The following is a 254-nucleotide window of genomic DNA, read 5'->3' as shown; positions in this document are numbered from 1 at the left end:
AAAGCGGTTAAAGAAGAGCAAGAGGCGACTGTATAATAGTAATCAAAAAAGACGCGGTAACCTTATTGAGGGTTCCGCGCCTTTTTTAAACATTATTCTGTGATGATAAAACTGTTCATATATTCTTTTGTATTAAAATCGTTCAAATCAATTTTCCACTGACCTTCACCGTTACGTTTCATTTTCACTTCAAATTCAGTAGGGCTGGATGCCGGAGGAAGTTTTTCAAATTCACTCGCATATATCTTCAAGCT

At 36.2% G+C, this 254-nt stretch carries 1 protein-coding gene; it reads right to left on the bottom strand.

The genetic code is table 11. The annotated features are described in order from the left end of the window. Positions 1-92: 92 nt before the first annotated feature. Positions 93-251, bottom strand: coding sequence for a DUF5105 domain-containing protein (locus tag R2R70_RS21645; protein ID WP_410979144.1), 159 nt, complete (start codon positions 249-251; stop codon positions 93-95). Positions 252-254: the final 3 nt, after the last annotated feature.

This window comes from Cobetia sp. SIMBA_158 (assembly GCF_046566945.1).
Classification (GTDB): Bacteria; Pseudomonadota; Gammaproteobacteria; order Pseudomonadales; family Halomonadaceae; genus Cobetia; species Cobetia amphilecti.
Note: the sequence above shows the minus strand (reverse complement) of the source record. Positions and strands in the feature narration are given on the sequence as shown.